Consider the following 18,139-nt stretch of genomic DNA (forward strand, 5'->3'; position numbering starts at 1 on the left):
GCCGCGGGGAGAGACGGGTCGAAGTCACCTGTGTGCCCGGCTCGTTGGATGAGTCGTTCGAGCCGCTTCTGCTTGCCCCCAGTCAGGGCTGGGTTTCGGTTTGCGGCTCAGCCCGCGCATTCCTCATGGTCCCCGCCCAGTGGCCTACGGGCTCTCTACGGCGGCGACGTGGAGGAGCCCGAGAACGCCTTGGGAGCGGGTGCAGGGCTGGAAGTGGGTTGGCCGCTGTACCGGGCTTCATTCCGGGACGCCATTCTTCCCGCTGTACCTGAGGAAGAACTCCGAGCACCGGCCTCATAGAAAACCTGTCATGGCGGCAGTAGACATTGAGGGGTCGCTGGGGTACCGTTTTGCTCGTATCCAGGAAGTCGAAGTGGGCGCGGCAGACATGAACTGCCGTGCCGGTATGTCAAGAAGGACACGGCCCCGCGAGGCTGTGGGCAGTACCCGTGGTATCCAGCAGTGCAGTCGAGTAAGCGAAGGTAAGGAGCGAGACGCCATCAGGATCGCCCGGGCAAAGAGGTAGCTCGCCCGGGTACCGCAAGGCCCCGGATTGGAAGGTGGTCCCCGGTCACGCATCCGCGATCCCCGCAGCGCCCTTCCAGGCGGACCCTGCGGATACAGAAGGCCGGCGCAGTTTGCCGGTAGATGGTGTTGAAAGCTCGGGGCCTGAGCGCCGTTACGGCGCCCAGGCCCCTCGACGCGTCGCATCGCCGCCCGCGCCCGCGAACTCGTCGACCAGGGCACCCCCATCGAGGCTGCGTGCCGCATCATCATCCTCGAAGACCAGCTCGAAGAAGCCCAGCGCATCAACGAGCAACTGCGCGCACAAGACCGCGAGCAGCCGACGACCTCAGCCTGAACGGGCAGACACCGACCGCCGACGGGGCAATGAGCCCCGCCCTCGCGTGTTACTTCGCCGTGGCGTATACGGCGCGGCTCGGGCCGAGGCGGCGGATGCCGGGGATGGCGGCGCGGAGTACCTCTTGACTTGGGGCCGGGGCGGCGTGCAGATGAGACGGATACAGACCTGAGTGCCCGTACGTCTTCGGCGGCGCGTCATATCGAGCGCTCCTTTGAATCACACAGGCGATGGATCACCCGTCCCGCTCTCCGGGTAACGTCAGGGGCATGAGTCATCCGCACCCCGAGCTGAAAGCCGCCCCGCCCCTTCCCGAAGGAGGGCTGCGGGTCATCGCCCTGGGCGGCCTAGGCGAGATCGGCCGCAACATGACCGTCTTCGAGCATGCCGGCAAGCTGCTCATCGTCGACTGCGGCGTGCTGTTCCCCGAGGAGACCCAGCCCGGCGTGGACGTGATCCTGCCGGACTTCACCTCGATCCGGGACCGGCTGGACGACGTCGTGGGCCTGGTCCTCACCCATGGCCACGAAGACCACATCGGCGGCGTGCCGTACCTGCTGCGCGAGCGGCGCGACATTCCCGTCGTCGGTTCCAAGCTGACGCTGGCGTTCCTGGAGGCCAAGCTCAAGGAGCACGGCATCCGGCCGCGCACGGTACGGGTACGGGAGGGCGACCGGCGTGGCTTCGGGCCCTTCGACTGCGAGTTCGTGGCGGTCAACCACTCCATCCCCGACAGTCTCGCGGTCGCGATCCGCACCCAGGCCGGGATGGTGCTGCACACCGGCGACTTCAAGATGGACCAGTTCCCTCTCGACGACCGCATCACCGATCTGCGTGCCTTCGCCCGCCTTGGCGATGAGGGCGTGGACCTGTTCCTCACCGATTCCACCAACGCCGAAGTACCCGGCTTCACCACCTCCGAGCGAGAGCTGAACCCGGCGATCGAGCAGGTGATGCGCACCGCGCCGCGCCGGGTCATCGTCTCCAGCTTCGCCAGCCACGTGCACCGCATCCAGCAGGTCCTGGACGCCGCCCACCAGCACGGCCGCAAGGTCGCCTTCGTCGGCCGGTCGATGGTCCGCAACATGGGCATCGCCCGTGACCTGGGCTATCTGAAGGTCCCCTCTGGTCTGGTCGTGAGCACGAAGGAGCTGGAGAAACTCCCGGACCACAAGATCACCCTGGTGTGCACCGGCTCCCAGGGCGAGCCGATGGCCGCGCTGTCACGGATGGCCAACCGCGACCACATGATCCGCATCGGCGAGGGCGACACCGTCCTGCTGGCCAGCTCCCTCATTCCCGGCAACGAGAACGCCATCTACCGGGTGATCAACGGTCTCACCCGGTGGGGCGCCCACGTGGTCCACAAGGGCAACGCCAAGGTGCACGTCTCCGGGCACGCCAGCGCCGGCGAACTCGTCTACTGCTACAACATCGTCAAGCCCCGCAACGTCATGCCCGTGCACGGCGAATGGCGCCACCTGCGGGCCAACGGCGACCTCGCCATCCGTACCGGTGTCGACCCCGAACGGGTCGTCATCGCCGAGGACGGCGTCGTCGTCGACCTGGTCGACGGGCGCGCGTCCATCACCGGCAAGGTCCCCGCGGGCAACGTCTACGTGGACGGCATGGAGGTCGGCGGCGCCACCGAAGCGTCCCTCAAGGACCGCCTCACCCTCGCCGCCGAAGGCGTGGTCACGGTAGTGGCGATCGTCGACGCCGACACCGGCGCGCTGGCCGAGGCCCCCGACTTCCTGGCCCGGGGCTTCGTACACGACGACGCCACCTTCGAGTCGGTCATCCCCGTCATTGAGAAGGCCCTGGCCACTGCTGCCGAGGAAGGCGTCGGGGACGCCCGCCAGCTCGAACAGCTCGTCGCCCGCGCCGTGGCGAACTGGGCGTTCCGCACCCACCGCCGCAAGCCCCTCATCATCCCCGTCATCGTCGACGCCTAAGCCCCGGCCCGGCGGCACGGCCCCCGGTTCCGGCCGCGGCCGGAACCGGGGGCCGTGCCGGCCGCGGCCGCGTGTGCACGACGGCCGTCATCTGGCGCGACCGCAACTTCACGGCCGACTACCTGTCGGGACACGGCGAAGGGCCCGTCGGCGTGCGCCGCAGCGGGCCCTCTTGGGGTCGCAGAAGACCCGGGGGCGCGGACATCAATTGAGTGTCACTTTGAGGAACACGCACTCAAGGCTCCTTACTTAGAAGGGAGTTGAGTACGTGTACTCATACCCGGGGGCTTGCTGTGCGGCCAAGCTGGGGACACGGCGCCACCCAGGGCGCTGTGATCCAGCTGAGACTGTCGGGGGAATCTTCCATGTCGCGTCGTATCGTCATCTCCGCAGCTGCCGGTGCCGTGGTCCTCGCAGGCGCGGGTGCCTTCGCTTTTGCATACGCCGGCAACCAGGCGCCGGTACTGACGCACAGCACGGTGCGCTACACCGCTCCCGGCGCGGACCGTGCCGGCTCGCTGACGTTCACCACCGACGTCACCGCCCCCTCGGGCGTGAAGAGGGTGAAGGTGCTGGCCTGGCCGACTACCTCGTCGCTGGCGAAGAAGGCGCCCACCGCCAAGGAAATGGCCCAAGCCGAATCAGCCCTTTGCACGCCCTCGGGTGGACACACCGCGCGCTGCACCTACCGCGTCACCGTCTCCCGCGCCGATGCCGACACCACCCCGCGGGGACAGTGGTACGTGGCCGTCCTGGCCACGGCCAAGGACAGCCGTACCACCCTCGACACCAAGGCCGCCAACTTCACCGTATGACCCACATACGCGTGTGCGAGCGATACGGCTGCAACCAAGAAGTCACGCCCCTGCTCACCGCGACCGGAACGCGGCAATGAAGGCCACCGCCTCTGAGACGAGGCGCGGTGACCGCACTGCGGGTGATCGAGGCCGCCCAGCAGCTCGGGTTGAGCTTGGTCGCCGAACTGCAGGAGGCCGGTCCAGGCGCCGAGCCGCAGTCAAGCTCGCCGAGGTCCAGCAGTCGGTCGGCGCAGTCGCCCTCGGTGAGCCGGTCGCGGAAGTCGGACAGAACGCTGTGGTGGAAGCCGGTGTCTGCCGGCTCCAGGCCGAAGGGCGTACTTGAAGTCGTTGCGGCAGCGCTCCGTGACGCTATCGGCTCCCATCGGTCGAGGTCGTCAGCGCCAGTCGACCATTTTCATAGACTGTGAATATAAAAACGTTATGCTTCTAGGGTGAGTCATCAAGACGCCGCTCCCGGCGCGTCCGCCGCCATCGGGGCAGTCCTCTACGGCCTGGCCACCAGGGCCGCGAGACGCCTGCCCCGGGACATGAGCCTGACGTCCGCCGCCACCCTGGCGACCCTGGACCGGACAGGCCCGCGGCGCATCACCGATCTGGCCGCGGTCGAGGGCGTCACCCAGCCCGCGATGACCGCGTTGGTCCGGGTGATGGAGGAGTCCGGCCTGGTCGAGCGGCGGGGCGACGCGTCCGACAAGCGGGTCACGCTGGTGTGCCTGACCGAGGCCGGCGCCTCCTATGTCCGGACGCGGCGTCAGGCGGGCGTCAACGCGTTCGAGCGGTTGATCGGCGAGCTGACCGGCGACCAGGTCGAGGCGCTGGTGGCGGCCCTTCCGGCGCTGAAGCATCTGGCAGAGCTCGAAAGCCAGGACCGCGAAGCGACCACACGGTGACCGGGCAGCCGGACGGCGGGGTCGCGGTGAAGGCGTTCCCCGTGGCGCGTTCCGAGGCGCGGCTGCTGGTGTCCGCCCTGATGTTCATCGCTCTGGTCGTGGCGGCGGTCGCCAGCCTTGGGACGCCGCTCATCACCAGCGTGGCGACCTCGTTCCACGTCTCGCTCGGCAGCGCGCAGTGGACGCTGACCGTCGCGCTGCTCAGCGGCGCCGTCGCCACGCCGGTCCTGGGCCGGCTCGGAGCCGGCCCGCACCGGCGGGCCACGATCCTCGCCACGCTGGCGGTCGTCGTCGCCGGCAGCGCGCTCACCGTGCTGCCGCTGCCGTTCGCGTGGCTGCTGGCCGGCAGGGCGGCCCAGGGCGTCGGGCTCGGACTCACGGCGCTGATGATGGGCGTGGCCCGGGACCACCTCCCCGAGGAGCGCAGCGCGGCTGTGATCGCCCTGATCTCGGTGGTCTCGATCATCGGGGCCGGCGTCGGCTACCCGCTGGCCGCACTGCTCGCCGAGCTCGGCGGGGTACGGGCCGCCTACGGCCTCGGCCTGGTCGTCACCGCCGCCGCCCTCCTGACCGCGTGGCGCTCCATGCCCGAAGCCCCCGAAGGCCGCTCCGCCCACGTGGACGTGGCAGGCGCGGTCGTCCTGGCCGCCGCGCTGCTCCTGGTGCTGTTCCTCGCCGGTGAACGGAATCTGTGGAGTCGGCACCTCGCAGTGGCGGCGGGACTCGCCGTCGTCGCAGTGGTGCTGCTGTGCGTCTGGGCCGTCATCGAACTGCGCAGCAGGACGCCCCTGGTCGATGTGCGGGCGGTGCGGCACCCGGCGGTCGCCGGGGCGAACCTCGCCATGTTCGTCGGCGGGATCGGCATGTACCTCCTGCTCACGCTCATCACCCGGTACGCGCAGACGCCGCACGGCGCCGGCTACGGCTTCGGGCTGACGACCTTCGTCGCCGGGCTGGTCCTCATCCCGTTCTCGGTGCTGGGGTTCGTCGCCGGCAAGCTCACGCCGCGGCTCCGGACGCGGATCGCCGACCCCCTGCTCCTGGCCGGCAGCGCCGTCGTAGTCGGCGGCGGGTTCGCCCTGTTCGCGGCGGCCCGGTCGGAGCTGACCGAACTGTTCGCGGCGATGGGCGTACTCGGCTTCGGCGTCGGCGGCTTCTCGGCCGCGATGCCCGGCGTCATCCTGGCCGTCACCCCCAAGAGCGAGACGTCGAGCGCCATGAGCTTCAACTACGTCGTCCGCAGCGTCGGGTACTCCCTGGGCAGCGCCGTCGGCGGACTGATCCTCGCCGCGGGCACCGGCCCCGGCCACCTCTTCCCCGACGACAGCGCCTACACCACCGCGGCGTTGGTCGGCATCGGTGCCATGGCGATCACGACGCTGACAAGCCTCGCTCTCGCCCGCCGACGCTCGCCCGAGACCAACCCGTAAGCCGGATGCACTCATCGGGGCCTTCCTTACGTGGATACCCCTGGCTTGAGCCGGGGGAGGAAGCGAAGCTCCTGCGGAGCAGGGCAGGGAGAGCCGGTTCGCCGCCGGGGCGGACCGACGGCCACCGCACACGGGCCGACACCCAGCGCTCACACGGGAGCTGATAGGGTGTGAGATTTGGCGGAGCGGGTCAAGCGGGCGTTCAAGTACCGCTTTTACCCCACGGACGAGCAGGCGGCGGAGCTGTCGCGCACGTTCGGCTGCGTCCGGCTGGTGTTCAACAAGGCGCTGGAGGAGCGCACCCGGGCCTGGTACGGCGAGCAGCGCCGCATCTCCTACGTGCAGTCCTCCGCCGCGCTCACCCAGTGGAAGAAGACCGAGGAACTGGCCTTCCTGACCGAGGTGTCCTCCGTCCCGCTCCAGCAGGCGCTGCGTCATCTGCAGACGGCGTTCGCCAACTTCTTCGCCAAGCGCGCGAAGTATCCGCACTACAAGTCGCGGAAGAAGTCCCGCGCGTCGGCCGAATACACCCGCTCCGCCTTCACCTGGCGCGAGGGGAAGCTCACGCTGGCCAAGATGGCGCAGCCGCTGGACGTCCGCTGGTCGCGGCCGTTGCCCGAGGGTGCGGAGCCGACCACGGTGACCGTGTCCCGCGACGCGGCGGGCCGCTGGTTCGTGTCCCTGCTGTGCGAGGACAGCATCGCCCCGGCCCCCGCCACAAATCCGGCGGTCGGCCTGGACGCCGGGATCACGCCGCTGGTGACCCTGTCGACCGGGGAGAAGATCGCCAACCCGCGGCACGAGCGCCGCGACCGCGCCCGTCTCGCCAGGGCGCAGCGCGAGCTGGCGCGCAAGGCGAAGGGCTCGGCGAACCGGGAGAAAGCCCGTCGTCGCGTCGCCAAGGTCCATGCGCGGATCGCTGACCGGCGCCGCGACTTCCTGCACAAACTGACCTCGCGCATCGTCCACGAGAACCAAGTGGTCGTGATCGAGGACCTGACCGTCCGCAACCTGCTGAAGAACGGGCGCCTGGCGCGCGCGATCTCGGATGCGGCCTGGACGGACCTGCGCATGATGCTGGAGTACAAGTGCGCCTGGTACGGGCGCGAACTCGTCGTGATCGACCGCTTCTTGCCCAGCTCGAAGCTGTGCGGGAGCTGCGGCACGGTCCGCGGGAAGCTGCCGCTGAACGTCCGCGCGTGGACGTGTGCCTGCGGCGCGGTGCATGACCGCGACGTGAACGCGGCACGCAACATCCTGGCCGCCGGGCTGGCGGCGTCTGCCTGTGGAGACGGTGTAAGACCTCAACGGGAGTCCTCCCGGACGGGGCGGTCGTCGGTGAAACAGGAACCCCAGCGGGCGACCGCTGGAATCCCCCGCCTTTAGGCGGGGGAGGAAGTCAACCCAACACTGGAGGTTCTCTCTATGCCCAAGGCGTATTGGGTCAGCGTCTACCGCACCATTTCGGACCCCGAGAAGCTGGCTGCTTACGACAAGCTGGCCGCTCCGGCCGTCAAGGCCGGGGGCGGTCGGACCTTCGTCCGTGGCGGTCGGGTCGTGACGTATGACGCCGGAATCGCCGAACGCACCATCCTGATCGAGTTCGACAGCTTCGAGCAGGCCGTCGCGGCACGCGAGAGTGCGGCCTACCAGGAGGCGCTGGTCGCCCTCTCCGACGGCGTCGAGCGCGACTTCCGCATCGTCGAAGGCATCGACTGACCGAGGTCCAGTCGGATCTTCACTGAAGATCCGGAGGAAACGCCCGAGCTAGCGCTGGTGAGGTGATCCGGAAGCCTGGGATCGGCGCCACGGCTGTTCAGGAGGCGGGTCGCTGTCGTGGTGGAACAGGAGGCTTTCCCAGGCGTCCAGTCCGAACAGGACGAGCAGCAGTACGACCGGCAGGAGCAGAGCGGTGACGATCATGACGCCTCCCGATGAAGCAGTGTTCACGGGTATCGCCGTTGCGGGGACTGCTCGATCAGCTTGACCGGTGCACATGGATCGGGCCCGCCCGAAGGAGACGCATGTGGGCTGTTCGGGTGACGAAGGTCGGGATCATGCGGCGTGCACGCGCTCGTTGATCTGTGGACATTCCAGGTTTGCGGCGCGCCGCATGACGGCACCGGAGCGTGGCGGCACATCGAATGCACTCAACCGTCCTGGAGACGCGCTCCGCCGCCTGCCTCCATGCCGCGCCCCACGCGGGATGAAGCCGCGGATGCAGCCCGCATTCGCATCGCAGGCTGGAGGCCCGCGTCGCCGCCTGGTCCGACCGGTGCTGGGTGGGGCGGCCGGGTCAGGGGTGTACCGCTGCCGCCTTCCCGAGGATCTCGCGGGCGACGGGGAGCGCCTGCGCGCGGTCCTCTGGTACGACGCCGATGCGGGTGCGGCGGTCCAGGAGGTCGGACTCGTCCAGGGCGCCCTCGTGGCGGACGGCCCAGAGGAGTTCGGCGCGGGTGACGGGGTGGCCGGGGAGCACCGGCTCGGCCAGCGTGGGGTCGTGGGTGGCGAGGGCGTGGACCGCCACGGCCTCGGTGCCGTACCGGCGGACCAGGCGGCGGGGAACGGGTAGTGCGCGCAGCCGCTCGGGGGAGGCGGCACCGGTCATCGGCAGTGTGGCGGTGGGGGAGGGGGTGGCGCGCAGGCCCCGGGCCGCGACGGCGGTGTCCACGGCGTCCTGTGCCATCCGCCGGTAGGTGGTGAGCTTGCCGCCGACCACGATGGTGACCCCGTCGGGCGAGGTCAGTACGGCGTGTCGGCGGGAGATGTCGGAGGTGTGGTCCGGGGAGCCGCCGGTGGAGGTGTCGAGCAGCGGGCGCAGGCCGGCGAAGGCGCCGACCACCTCGTCCCGGCCGACCGGCACGTCCAGGGCCGAGCCCAGTACGTCCAGCAGGAAGCCGATGTCGGTCTCGGGCACCTCCGGCACGTCCGGTATGGCGCCCTCGACCGGCTCGTCGGTGAGGCCGACGTACACCCGGCCGTCCCCCTGTGGCAGGACCAGCACGAAGCGGTTGGTCTCGCCGGGGACCGGGATGTGCAGGCCGGCCGGCAGGGCTCCGAGTTGCTGTGAGCGCAGGACCAGGTGGGTGCCGCGGGACGGCCGGATGCGGATGCCGTCGGCGAGGGTGCCCGCCCACACCCCGGTGGCGTTGATCACGGCACGGGCTCTGATCTCGCCCTCCTCGCCGGTGAGTTCGTCGCGGACGCGGGCGCCGGTGCCGGTCAGTTCCAGTGCGCGCACCCGTGTCAGTACCCGGGCGCCGTGCGCGGCGGCCGTCCTGGCCAGGGCCGTCACCAGCGCCGCGTCGTCGGTCACCTTGCCGTCCCAGGACAGCAGTCCGCCGCGCAGGCCGGCCGCGCGGACCGCGGGCGCCAGGTGCCGGGCCTCCGTCGCGGACAGCCGGCGCGGCGCGGGCAGTACCGGGCGCGGGGTCCGGGCGGCCAGCCGCAGCATGTCCCCGGCTCGCAGCCCGGCCCAGGCCAGCGAGGCCTGGCCCCGGGACACCAGCGGGGTCAGCGGCAGCATGAACGGCTGGGCGGCCACCAGGTGGGGGGCCGTCCGGGTCATCAGCACCCCGCGTTCGACCGCGCTTTCGTGGGCGACGTCGAACTGCGCGGAGGCCAGGTAGCGCAGCCCCCCGTGGATGAGCTTCGAGCTCCAGCGCGAGGTGCCGAAGGCCAGGTCGTGGGCGTCCACCGCGACGACGTCCAGGCCGCGGGCCGCCGCGTCCAGGGTGGCGCCGGCCCCGGTGGCGCCGAGCCCGACGACCAGGACGTCGACCGTCCGGCCGTCCGCGGCCTCGGTCAGTTCCCGGCGGCGCCGGTGTGCGCTCAGGGACGAGCCGGGCGCGGCCTCGGTGTGGCTCATGGCGTCAGGGTCCTCTCCAGGAGGGTGCGCAGCTCGCCGAGGAAGGCGGCCGAGTCCAGCTCCGGGTCGTCCTCGTCGGTCATCGTGCGCAGGGACAGGGTGAAGGACTGCACGGTCAACAGCAGTGCCCGGGCCTGCCGTTCGGTGTGGCCGGGCCGTACCGAACCGTCCGCGTGGCCCTCGCGCAGCGCGTCGGCCAGCAGGCCCAGCAGTGCCTGTTGGCTCGCGCCGCGCCGGTCGAGGACGTACGGCAGGAGCAGTTCCGGGTCGACGTCGACGATCTTGCGGAAGAGCGGGTGGGCCCGGAAGGCCTCGACCCCGGCCACCAGTCCGTCCACGATCCGGGTGCGCGTGCCGGTGCCGGGCGCGGGGTCCGGTATGGCCCGGGTGGCCACGCCGACCCACTCCCGCGTCATCAGGTCGCCCACGAGGGTCCGCAGGTCCGGCCAGCGGCGGTACAGCGTCATTCGGGAGACCCCGGCGCGGCGGGCCACGTCGGCGAGCGTGGTGCGCCGCACCCCGACGGCCAGAACACAGTCGCGGACCGCGTCGAGGACGGCGTCGTTGTCCGATCCGCCGCCTGAACCGTTGTGACGAATAGGCGTCATGTGTCACAGTGTAACGCCTCGGAGCCTGGGCCCAAGCGGCACGGCCCCGACGGGCCTGGATCCAGCGGCACGGCCCCGACGGCAAGCCGAGCCGCACGGAGGCGGGCACCCAGGCCCCCGACCGAGCCTTCGACCAGCAAACTGACCTGTGAGGACGACCGTTCAATGGACATGCTGTGGAACGGCTGGGGCGACCCGGCCAAGGCGGCACCGCTGCCCGAGACGGTGACCGGGCTGCTGCACGACCTGCTCGGTGTCAGGCCGCGCAGCACCCCCGCCCTCGGCCTGGAGGACATCCGCCCGCCCGCCCTCACGGCAGCCCCGGCCGCCCTGCGCGCCCTCGCCGCGGCGGTCGGTGACGAGCACGTGCGCACGGACGCGCAGAGCCGCGTCCGTCACACCCGCGGCAAGTCCACCCCCGACCTGCTGCGCCTGCGCGCCGGCGACGTCAGCGACGTCCCGCAGGCGGTCGTCCTGCCCGCCACCCACGACGAGGTCCTCGACGTCCTGCGCGCCTGTGCCGCGCACGGCCTCGCCGTCGTGCCCTTCGGCGGCGGCACCTCGGTGGTGGGCGGACTCGCCCCGCAGCGCAGCGCGTTCGTCGCCCTGGACCTGCGCCGGATGAACGCCCTCCTCGACCTCGACCCGGTCTCCCGCACCGCGGTCCTCCAGCCCGGCGTGCGCGCTCCCGAGGCCGAAGCACTGCTCGCCGCAGAGGGCTTCACCCTCGGCCACTTCCCGCAGTCCTTCGAATGGGCCACCATCGGCGGCTTCGCTGCGGCCCGCTCCAGCGGGCAGGCGTCCGCCGGGTACGGCCGCTTCGACGAGATGGTGCTCGCACTGACCCTCGCCACCCCCGAGGGCACGATCGAGACCGGCCGCGCCCCCCGCTCCGCCGCCGGACCGGACCTGCGCCAGCTGATCCTCGGCTCCGAGGGCGCCTTCGGCGTCATCACCTCCGTCACCGTACGGATCCGCCCACTGCCCGAGGTACGCATGTACGAGGGCTGGCGGTTCGCCTCCTTCGAGGAGGGCACCGCCGCACTGCGCCGGCTGGCCCAGAACGGACCCCGGCCGACCGTGCTGCGCCTGTCCGACGAGACCGAGACGCTCATCGGCCTGGCCCAGCCCGACGCCATCGGCGCCGACCTGACGTCAGGCGGCGCGGGCTGCCTGGCGATCGCCGGATACGAGGGGACGGCCGAGGACACCGCGTATCGCCGCGAGCGGGCGGCGGCCGTCCTGGCAGACTGCGGCGGCACCCCGGCCGGCGCCGAACCGGGCGAACGCTGGGCGCACGGCCGCTACTCCGCGCCGTACCTGCGCGACGCCCTGCTCGACGCCGGCGCCTTCGCCGAGACGCTGGAGACCGCGGCCTTCTGGTCCCGCGTCCCCGACCTGTACACCGCCGTCCGCACCGCCCTGACCGACACCCTCACCCAGGCCGGCACCCCGCCGCTGGTGATGTGCCACATCTCCCACGTGTACGAGAACGGCGCCTCCCTGTACTTCACCGTCGTCAGCGCCCAGGGCGAGGACCCGGTGGCCCACTGGACGCCCGCCAAGCACGCCGCCAACGAGGCCGTGCTCGCGGCCGGCGGCACCATCTCCCACCACCACGGGGTCGGCACCGACCACCGCGACTGGTACGTCCGCGAGGCCGGCCCCCTCGGCGTCTCCGCCCTGCGCGCCGTCAAGCACCGCCTGGACCCAGACGGGCTGCTCAACCCCGGCGTCCTGCTGCCCACCGACTGACCCACCCGATCCGACCGCCTGCCTCGGAGGCCCATTCGATGCGCCAGTTCACCGCCGTCATCAACCCCACCGCGGGCGGCTCCACCGGGGCGGCGACCCTGCTCCAGCTGGCCCGGCTGCTGCGCGCGGCCGGCGCCGAGCTGGAGACCGAATACAGCCGCAACCTCGCCCACGCCCAGGACATCGCCCGCGCGGCCGGCGAACGCGGCCGGATCGTTCTGGCCGTGGGCGGCGACGGCATCACGGGCGGCATCGGCGGCGCGCTCAGCGGCACGGGGACCGTGCTGGGCCTCGTACCCGCCGGACGCGGCAACGACTTCGCCCGCGCGCTTGGCCTGCCCGCCGAACCGGAAGCCCTCGCGCAGATCCTGCTGCACGCCGAGCCCCGGCCCGTCGACACCATCGAGGTGGAGTCGGCCGTCCACCCGCGCACGGTGGTCCTGGGCAGCGTGTACGCCGGCGTCGACGCCGAGGCCAACCGGTACGCCAACAACGCCCGCCTGCTGCGCGGCGCCGCCTCCTACTACGCGGGCGGCCTGCGCGCCGTCACCACGTGGCGGCCGGCCGACTACCACGTCACCGTCGACGGCGAGGAACACCTCCACCGCGGCTACACCGTCGTCGCGGCCAACTCCCCCTACTACGGCTCCGGCCGGCTCATCGCGCCCGACGCGCGCGTCGACGACGGACTGCTGGACGTGGTGCTGATCCGCGAGGCCCCACGCACGCTCTTCTTCACCCTGATGAACGAGCTGAAGACCGGCGCCCACGTCCACCGCCCCCAAGTGCGCGTCCTGCGCGGCCGGGAGCTGCGCATCGAGGCCGACCGGCCCGTCCCCTACGGCGCCGACGGCGAGGTGGACGCCACCCTCCCGGTCACCGTGCGGGTGCGGCCCGGGGACCTGCCGGTGCTGTACTGAGCCCGCAAGATCGTCTCATCCGCCGAGGAGGCACCTGGCGAGCCGGTCCGCCTGTTCACGTTATGCAGTGCTCACCTTCGTTTCCGTCAAGAGAGCGCACACAAGAATGCCCCCGCGCGGAGGGCGCGGGGGTGGCCCGAAGAGGCTGATCAGAGCGCGTCCACGGCGATCACCTTCCAGCCGTCGGACGTACGGCTCATCGTCATCCGCACCCGGTTCAGGTCCAGACGGGAGCCCGAGACCTGGGTGCTCTGCGTGACCTGGTTGACGAAGAGCAGGACGGTGACCCTGTCCGGTGCCGCCGAGACGACGGAGGCCGCGGTGACCGACGCCTTCACCACCCCGTGGTACTTCTTCGCCGTCGGCCCGACCACACTCGCCGTCGTCTTCCCGTACTCGTCCCGGAAGTGCCCGGTCAGCCGATCACGTGCCCGGGCGAAGTCACGGTCCAGATGCCGGTAGTCGTACGACAGCACGACCGGCGCCGCCTTGCGCGCGGCCGTCAGTGCCTGCGCCCGGGCACTCTCGGCGCGCCGCTCCTGCCCGTACTGCCAGCCGAGCACCGCGACCGCGACCAGGCCCATGACCAGGAGGGCGCCGAGCACCGCGGTGACCAGCCACCGCCGGGACGGGCGGGCCGGCGCCTCGTCCGTCAGGTCCTCGGCTGACGGCTCCGGCGGGTCCTCCCAGCCGTCCGCGGCCGGCGGGTCGATCGTCAGGGTGCGCCCGGTGAGGGGTTCCTCGGGCTGCTTCGGATCCTCGATGCGCCGGGTGCGCTTGGCCGCCGCACGGGCGGCCGCGTTCATCGCGCGGCTACGGGCTGTCGGGTTCGCCATCGTCGTACTCCTCACTGGTGGTGCGTGACCGGTGGTGCGGGTCAGCCCACGAACTCGACGTCGGAGGTCAGCCAGCGCCCGTTCCGGTGGACCAGGTCGAGCTGCAGCCGATAGGTGCGGGCCTGCCCCTTGGGCACGCCAATGTTGGTGACCTTGCTGTCGGCGACCACCAGGACGCGGGCCGAGTGCGCGTCGGAGCGGACGATGCCGGCGTCGAGGACTTGCCCCTCGGAGACCGACCTGTTCTCGGCGACGAGCTTGGTCAGGTCCTGGGTCTGCGCGCTGAACTGCTTCTTGAAGTCGCCGGTGGCGCTCTCGAGGACGTTGGCGCTGTCCCGGTCGTAGTGCCGGTAGTCGAGCGAGGTGAAGTTCAGCGCGGACTGGCGGGCGGCGGACAGGATGTCCTGGCGCCGCGTGTCCTTCTCGTGCTCGTCGTAGAGGCGCAGGCTCAGCCAGAGAGCAGCTGCCGTGGTCAGGAGGGTCGCCACGACGAGTCCGACCGTGAGTGCCTTCCGGTTCCCGCCGAGTTCTCTCACGGTCAGGCCATAGGACCGACTAGCAACCATTGCCAGGACTCCTTTCCGAACACCGTCTGCTGGCCGCCCGTCGAGCCGATCTCGACGGGCCTTCCGTCCGGGCCGGTCGCGGTGCCGGTCTCCGGGTCGTACGGCGTGACGTACGCCGCCGGGTTCGCGCCGCCCGAAGCTGAGCGTGCGCCGGGGGCGTTCTGCGCGCCCCGTACTGAGGTCTTGCTGCCGCGCGGGGCGGTGCAGCGCGCGTCGGTGTTCGCCGCGCGCGTGCCGGTGTCCGAGGGGTCCCGCCGGGTCGTGCCGTATCCCTGGGTACACGGCGCCGGGTCGTCGGCGTTCACCACAAGGCCGAAGTGGAAGGTTCCGTCGCCCGGGACGACCGTGTAGCTGCCCGCGACCAGCGCCGGGAAGGTGACGAGCGCCTGCTCGACGCCGGGCAGGTGGGCCAGTGTGACCTGGCCGCCGCTGATCAGGTTGGCCAGCAGGACCGAAAGCTGCGGACCGGTCGACCTGAGCAGGGAGTTGACCTCCTGCGCGGCCGGCGCGGCATTGCCGATCAGCTTGCGCAGGTCCCCGTCGCTCGACTTCAACTGCTCGGTGAGCAGCGCCAGATCGTGCGCGAACGACTTGATCGACGAACCCTGGTCGGCCTGCGTCTTGAGGACCTTCCGGGAGTCCTCGATCAGCGAGATCGTCTGGGGCAGCGAGTCGGACGCCGACTCGACGAGCGCGTTGCCGGAGTCCACCAGCCGGCTCAGGTCCGGGCCGGTGCCGTTGAAGGCCTTGCCCAACTCGTCGACGGTGACCCGGAGATCGTTCTTGCCGACAGAGTTCACCAGCCGGTCCAGGCTGAGGACGAGGTCGGTGGTGGGTAGCGGCACCCGGGTGCTGCCCCGCGGGATCGCGCTGCCGTCGAGGAGGTACGGGCCGTGCGAAGTGCGCGGCTGCAGGTCGACGTACTGCTCACCCACCGCCGAGCGGTTGGCGACCACGGCGAGGGTGTCCGCCGGGATGCGCGGCGCCCCGTCCTTGATGTCGAGGGCGACCGACACACCGTCGTCGCCGGTCAGTCCCAGCGAGCCGACGCGGCCCACCGGCACCCCGCGGTAGGTGACCTCGGCGCCCGGGAAGATGCCCCCGGAGTCGGCGAAGTCGGCCCGCACGGTGTAGCCGCGGTCCAGGAGGCTGTCCACCAGGCCGGTGTACTCGGCGCCGACGTACGACACCCCAACAGCGGTGACGGCGGCGAAGGCGAGCAACTGTGCCTTGACGGTACGGGTGATCACGGTTGGACCCCCTTCAGCATCAGCTCAGCGAGCGCGAGGTCGATCCCCTCGGGTGCGCGGGCGCGGGTGGAGTAGGCGCTTGTGCACACGGGCGGGCACAGCACGTCGCCGCTGCCCGAGGAGGCCGATGGGGCCGGCAGGCCCGGCGTGCTCGGCAGCGCGGTCGGTGTGGGGACGCTCGGCAGGTCCGGGACGTCCGGGAGGTCCGGGAGATCCGGCACGTCGGGCGTGCTCGGGGGCTGCGAACCGCCCCTGTCCTCACCGGAGTTGCCGTCCGCCACGTTCCCGTACAGGTCCGCGAGGTCGAGGTCCGCGGTGAGGTGGAGGTTGACGTAGTCGCCCTTGACCGCCTCCGTGGCGTTGCGCGGGAACGGGTAAGTGGTCAGCAGCTCGAGGGAGTTGGGCAGGTCGCTGCCCGCCTTGTTCAGCTGCCGCAGGATCGGCCGGAGCTTCTTGAGGTTCGCGACCGTGTCGTCGTGCGAGGCCTCGACCACCTTGGTGCCGGTCCTGCCGAGCTTCGACAGGGCGGTGAGCATCTTCGTCAGCTTGCGCCGCTCGCCGGCCAGGACCTTCAGCGCGGGCGGCATCGTGTCGACGGCCTTGGCAATGGTCTCCTTCTCCTTGCCGAGCCGCCCCGCGAGCCGGTCGACGGCCTTGATCGCGCGGACGATGTCCGCCTTCTGCTCGTCCAGTCCGCCTACGAACGTGTTCAGCTCCTTCAGCAGCGACCGGACCCGGTTCTCGCGGCCGTCCAGGGCCTTGTTCAACTCCACGGTGATCGTCTTGAGCTGGGCCACCCCACCGCCGTTGAGCAGCGCGGACAACGCGGACAGCACCTCCTCGACCTCCGGGTTGCGGCCGCTGCGGGACAGCGGGATGCGGTCGCCGTCGCGCAGCCGGCCCACGGGGGCCGTGCCGGTCGGGGCGGCGAGCGCCACGTACTTCTCGCCGAGCAGGCTGGTTTGCCGCAGTTCCGCCACCGCGTTGGCGGGCAGCTTCACCGAGTCGGCGACCCGTAGCCGTACGCGCGCGTGCCAGCCGTCCAGCTGCACTTTCTCGACCGCGCCCACGGTCACGTCGTCGACCTTCACCGCCGACTGCGGCACCAGGTCCAGGACGTCACGGAACTCGACGGTGACGTGGTACGCGTGGCCGTCGTCGGCCGCACCGCCGGGCAGTGGGACGTCGTACCAGCCGTTGAACTCGCAGCCGGACAGCAGCAGCGAGCCGACCGCAGCCCAGGCGAAGGTCCCCGCCTTGCGTCGTATGCTCATGCGCTCGCCCCCAGGATCCCGCCGAGCGTCCTGTCGGTCGTGCCCGTCACCGCGGCACCCTGCGTGGGAGGTTCGGGCAGGGAGTCGAAGAGTTTCGTCAGCTCCTTGCAGTCGGGGTTCTTGCCCCCTTCGTCGCCCGTCGTCCTGAGCAGGGAGCACAGGAGCGAGGCCGGATCCTGGGCCTGCCGGGCGTTGTTGCGGGTGTCGAGGGTGCCGGAGGAGGGGTTGTAGGTGTTGTTCAGGTTGGACAGACCGACGGGCGCGACCGTCAACAGCTCGTTCAGCGCGGCCCGTTGGGTGACGAGCACCTGGGTCACCTTGCTGAGGCCCTTCACGTCCGAGGTCAGCGACTTCTTGTTCTTCTTCACGAAGGAGGACACGTCACCCAGCGCCGTGGCGAGGTTCGCGAGCGCCGCCGCGAGGTCCTTGCGCTCGCCCGAGAGCTGCTCGGCGACCTTGGCGAGGCTGGTGTTGAACGACCGCACGCTCATGTCGTCGGCCGCCAGGGCCGCCGTGAACACCTGCAGGTTCCGTACCGTGCCGAACAGGTCCGTTCGGCCGTCGGACAGGGTGGTGACCGCCTGCGAGAGGTCCTGGACCGTCTGGTTGAGGTTCTCGCCCTGTCCGTCGAGGTTGTCGGCGCTGACCCCGAGCAGCCGGGACAGGGAGCCGTCCTTGTTGGCGCCCTTGGGGCCGAGGGCGGCCGCCGTGGTGTGCAGGCTGTCGAAGACGCGGTCCAGTTCCACGGGTACGGCGGTGCGCTTCTCGGGGATGACGGCGCCGTTCCGCAGGATCGGGCCCGTCCGGTACACCGGCAGCAGTTGCACGTAACGGTCGCTGACCACCGAGGAGTTGATGATCGCGGCCTTCGCGTCGGCGGGGACCTTGCGCCCTTCGTCGTACTCGAACTCGACGCGCACCCGGTCGCCCTCGGGAGTGATCTTCCGGACTTCGCCGATGCGGACGCCGAGGACCCGGACGTCCGAACCGGGGTAGATGCCGACGGTGCGTGGGAAGTACGCGGTGACGTGGATCTTCCCGGGGCGCGGCCACAGCGCGTAGGTGAGGGCAGCGATCAGCGCCACCACGGTGACCAGAACCAGGTTC

At 71.0% G+C, this 18,139-nt stretch carries 16 protein-coding genes and 1 pseudogene; 9 read left to right on the forward strand and 8 right to left on the reverse strand.

Annotated features, from left to right (window positions below; genetic code table 11):
- Window positions 1–676: 676 nt before the first annotated feature.
- The 7 genes and pseudogenes from FBY22_RS44985 to FBY22_RS17290 form a co-directional block, all read left to right on the forward strand.
- A pseudogene (locus tag FBY22_RS44985) lies at window positions 677–862 on the forward strand (MerR family transcriptional regulator); the annotation flags it as partial.
- Between the two features lie 269 nt (window positions 863–1,131).
- Window positions 1,132–2,817 (forward strand): ribonuclease J, encoded by a 1,686-nt coding sequence (locus FBY22_RS17260; protein ID WP_142146553.1) that lies wholly within the window; start codon window positions 1,132–1,134, stop codon window positions 2,815–2,817.
- 365 nt (window positions 2,818–3,182) lie between these two features.
- A complete protein-coding gene (locus FBY22_RS17265; RefSeq protein ID WP_142146555.1) occupies window positions 3,183–3,632 on the forward strand; it encodes a DUF5707 domain-containing protein in 450 nt (149 codons plus the stop codon).
- A gap of 530 nt (window positions 3,633–4,162) precedes the next feature.
- Complete coding sequence (locus FBY22_RS17275; RefSeq protein WP_142147761.1) at window positions 4,163–4,525, forward strand: MarR family winged helix-turn-helix transcriptional regulator; 363 nt, start codon at window positions 4,163–4,165, stop codon at window positions 4,523–4,525.
- Entirely contained in the window at window positions 4,522–5,955 is a 1,434-nt protein-coding gene (locus FBY22_RS17280) for an MFS transporter (protein ID WP_142146557.1), read from the forward strand. Before FBY22_RS17275 ends, FBY22_RS17280 begins: the two co-directional genes overlap by 4 nt.
- Window positions 5,956–6,132: 177 nt before the next feature.
- Window positions 6,133–7,341, forward strand: coding sequence for an RNA-guided endonuclease TnpB family protein (locus tag FBY22_RS17285; protein ID WP_142146559.1), 1,209 nt, complete (start codon window positions 6,133–6,135; stop codon window positions 7,339–7,341).
- 39 nt (window positions 7,342–7,380) lie between these two features.
- Window positions 7,381–7,674, forward strand: a complete 294-nt coding sequence (locus FBY22_RS17290; RefSeq protein ID WP_142146561.1) for a DUF1330 domain-containing protein — start codon at window positions 7,381–7,383, stop codon at window positions 7,672–7,674.
- Window positions 7,675–7,722: 48 nt separating this feature from the next.
- On the opposite strand, the gene FBY22_RS43880 is transcribed toward FBY22_RS17290, so the two are convergent.
- The 3 genes from FBY22_RS43880 to FBY22_RS17300 form a co-directional block, all read right to left on the reverse strand.
- Window positions 7,723–7,878: a hypothetical protein gene (locus tag FBY22_RS43880; RefSeq protein ID WP_160159888.1), complete on the reverse strand. Its 156-nt coding sequence runs from the start codon at window positions 7,876–7,878 to the stop codon at window positions 7,723–7,725.
- A 373-nt stretch (window positions 7,879–8,251) separates the two neighbouring features.
- Entirely contained in the window at window positions 8,252–9,823 is a 1,572-nt protein-coding gene (locus tag FBY22_RS17295; protein WP_142146563.1) for a glycerol-3-phosphate dehydrogenase/oxidase, read from the reverse strand.
- Window positions 9,820–10,431: a TetR/AcrR family transcriptional regulator gene (locus tag FBY22_RS17300; protein ID WP_142146565.1), complete on the reverse strand. Its 612-nt coding sequence runs from the start codon at window positions 10,429–10,431 to the stop codon at window positions 9,820–9,822. Before FBY22_RS17300 ends, FBY22_RS17295 begins: the two co-directional genes overlap by 4 nt.
- Window positions 10,432–10,596: 165 nt before the next feature.
- On the opposite strand from FBY22_RS17300, the gene FBY22_RS17305 reads away from it, so the two are divergent.
- On the forward strand, window positions 10,597–12,186 hold the full coding sequence (locus FBY22_RS17305) for an FAD-binding oxidoreductase (RefSeq protein WP_142146567.1): 1,590 nt from the start codon (window positions 10,597–10,599) through the stop codon (window positions 12,184–12,186).
- Between the two features lie 38 nt (window positions 12,187–12,224).
- A complete protein-coding gene (locus FBY22_RS17310; RefSeq protein ID WP_142146569.1) occupies window positions 12,225–13,106 on the forward strand; it encodes a YegS/Rv2252/BmrU family lipid kinase in 882 nt (293 codons plus the stop codon).
- A gap of 149 nt (window positions 13,107–13,255) precedes the next feature.
- On the opposite strand, the gene FBY22_RS17315 is transcribed toward FBY22_RS17310, so the two are convergent.
- From FBY22_RS17315 to FBY22_RS17335, 5 genes are read right to left on the reverse strand one after another with little or no spacing between them, the layout of a single operon-like run.
- On the reverse strand, window positions 13,256–13,942 hold the full coding sequence (locus FBY22_RS17315; protein WP_142146570.1) for a hypothetical protein: 687 nt from the start codon (window positions 13,940–13,942) through the stop codon (window positions 13,256–13,258).
- Window positions 13,943–13,983: 41 nt separating this feature from the next.
- Complete coding sequence (locus FBY22_RS17320) at window positions 13,984–14,508, reverse strand: hypothetical protein (protein WP_142146572.1); 525 nt, start codon at window positions 14,506–14,508, stop codon at window positions 13,984–13,986.
- The gene (locus FBY22_RS17325) at window positions 14,481–15,758 is read right to left on the reverse strand and encodes an MCE family protein (RefSeq protein WP_142146574.1); all 1,278 of its coding nucleotides are present in this window, start codon (window positions 15,756–15,758) and stop codon (window positions 14,481–14,483) included. The genes FBY22_RS17320 and FBY22_RS17325 overlap by 28 nt, the downstream gene beginning before the upstream one ends.
- Window positions 15,755–17,032, reverse strand: a complete 1,278-nt coding sequence (locus FBY22_RS17330) for an MCE family protein (protein WP_142146576.1) — start codon at window positions 17,030–17,032, stop codon at window positions 15,755–15,757. Before FBY22_RS17330 ends, FBY22_RS17325 begins: the two co-directional genes overlap by 4 nt.
- Complete coding sequence (locus tag FBY22_RS17335; protein ID WP_142147764.1) at window positions 17,029–18,135, reverse strand: MCE family protein; 1,107 nt, start codon at window positions 18,133–18,135, stop codon at window positions 17,029–17,031. The genes FBY22_RS17330 and FBY22_RS17335 overlap by 4 nt, the downstream gene beginning before the upstream one ends.
- Window positions 18,136–18,139: the final 4 nt, after the last annotated feature.

The sequence above is a fragment of the Streptomyces sp. SLBN-31 genome (assembly GCF_006715395.1).
Lineage (GTDB): Bacteria > Actinomycetota > Actinomycetes > Streptomycetales > Streptomycetaceae > Streptomyces.

What these genes read in the sequence shown, in the direction of transcription:
- FBY22_RS17260 (WP_142146553.1), top strand. Translation starts at nt 1,132, where the DNA reads ATGAGTCATCCGCACCCCGAGCTGAAAGCCGCCCCGCCCCTTCCCGAA.
- FBY22_RS17265 (WP_142146555.1), top strand. Translation starts at nt 3,183, where the DNA reads ATGTCGCGTCGTATCGTCATCTCCGCAGCTGCCGGTGCCGTGGTCCTC.
- FBY22_RS17275 (WP_142147761.1), top strand. Translation starts at nt 4,163, where the DNA reads ATGAGCCTGACGTCCGCCGCCACCCTGGCGACCCTGGACCGGACAGGC.
- FBY22_RS17290 (WP_142146561.1), top strand. Translation starts at nt 7,381, where the DNA reads ATGCCCAAGGCGTATTGGGTCAGCGTCTACCGCACCATTTCGGACCCC.
- FBY22_RS43880 (WP_160159888.1), bottom strand. Translation starts at nt 7,878, where the DNA reads ATGATCGTCACCGCTCTGCTCCTGCCGGTCGTACTGCTGCTCGTCCTG.
- FBY22_RS17295 (WP_142146563.1), bottom strand. Translation starts at nt 9,823, where the DNA reads ATGAGCCACACCGAGGCCGCGCCCGGCTCGTCCCTGAGCGCACACCGG.
- FBY22_RS17300 (WP_142146565.1), bottom strand. Translation starts at nt 10,431, where the DNA reads ATGACGCCTATTCGTCACAACGGTTCAGGCGGCGGATCGGACAACGAC.
- FBY22_RS17305 (WP_142146567.1), top strand. Translation starts at nt 10,597, where the DNA reads ATGGACATGCTGTGGAACGGCTGGGGCGACCCGGCCAAGGCGGCACCG.
- FBY22_RS17310 (WP_142146569.1), top strand. Translation starts at nt 12,225, where the DNA reads ATGCGCCAGTTCACCGCCGTCATCAACCCCACCGCGGGCGGCTCCACC.
- FBY22_RS17315 (WP_142146570.1), bottom strand. Translation starts at nt 13,942, where the DNA reads ATGGCGAACCCGACAGCCCGTAGCCGCGCGATGAACGCGGCCGCCCGT.
- FBY22_RS17320 (WP_142146572.1), bottom strand. Translation starts at nt 14,508, where the DNA reads ATGGTTGCTAGTCGGTCCTATGGCCTGACCGTGAGAGAACTCGGCGGG.
- FBY22_RS17330 (WP_142146576.1), bottom strand. Translation starts at nt 17,032, where the DNA reads ATGAGCATACGACGCAAGGCGGGGACCTTCGCCTGGGCTGCGGTCGGC.